This window comes from Streptomyces gelaticus (assembly GCF_014649535.1).
Lineage (GTDB): Bacteria > Actinomycetota > Actinomycetes > Streptomycetales > Streptomycetaceae > Streptomyces > Streptomyces gelaticus.
Window position 1 is genome coordinate 1 of sequence record NZ_BMTF01000106.1, and the last position, 638, is coordinate 638.

The 638-nt window shown below is 69.0% G+C and carries 2 protein-coding genes; both read right to left on the reverse strand.

The annotated features are described in order from the left end of the window. Window positions 1–426 (reverse strand): IS3 family transposase (locus tag IE107_RS34585; protein WP_229867495.1); only part of this gene is annotated, 426 nt, incomplete at its 3' end. 5 nt (window positions 427–431) lie between these two features. Then, a partial coding sequence (locus tag IE107_RS34590) for a transposase (RefSeq protein WP_189548291.1) occupies window positions 432–638 on the reverse strand: 207 nt, incomplete at its 5' end.

A 638-nucleotide genomic window follows, 5' to 3' on the forward strand; every position in this document is an offset into this window, starting at 1 on the left:
CTCGGATGTGGGCAGAGCGGTGATGTCGCCGACCAGTTTCGTGCCGGGAACCTCGGCATGGAAGTCGCGGCCGATCAGGTCCGGGGCCGGCCTGGCCTTCGTGTCCGGCCGTGTCAGCGAACGGCGCTTGCGACGGGTGACACCCTGGATGCAGTGCTCGCGCATGAGGCGGGCGACGCGTTTGCGGTTCACCGCCCGGCCCAGGCGCCGCAGTTCGGCATGGATGCGCGGCACGCCGTAGGTATGGCGGGAGGCCACGTGGATGACGGTGATCTCATGGACCAGGTCCTGGTCGGCGGCCTTGCGCGCGGCCCGGGCCTTCGCCGCGGCGAGCCAGGCATAGAACGAGGAACGGGCCACCTTCAGCAGGCGGCAGAGGAAAGCAACACCGTGGGTGGTCTTCTCCGCCTCGATGAACGTGTACATCGCGTTCACCGATCGCTCTCCTTCGCGAAGAAGACCGCGGCTTTTCGCAGGACCTCGATCGTCTTGGCCTGCTCGGCGTTCTGCCTGCGCAACTGCTTGAGCTCCTCGCGCTCGGCGGTGGTGAGCTCACCCGGGGCTCCCTCGCCCCGGTCCGCCTTGGCCTGGCGGTACCAGCCGCGCAGGGACTCCGAGCTGATGCCGAGCTCCCGGGC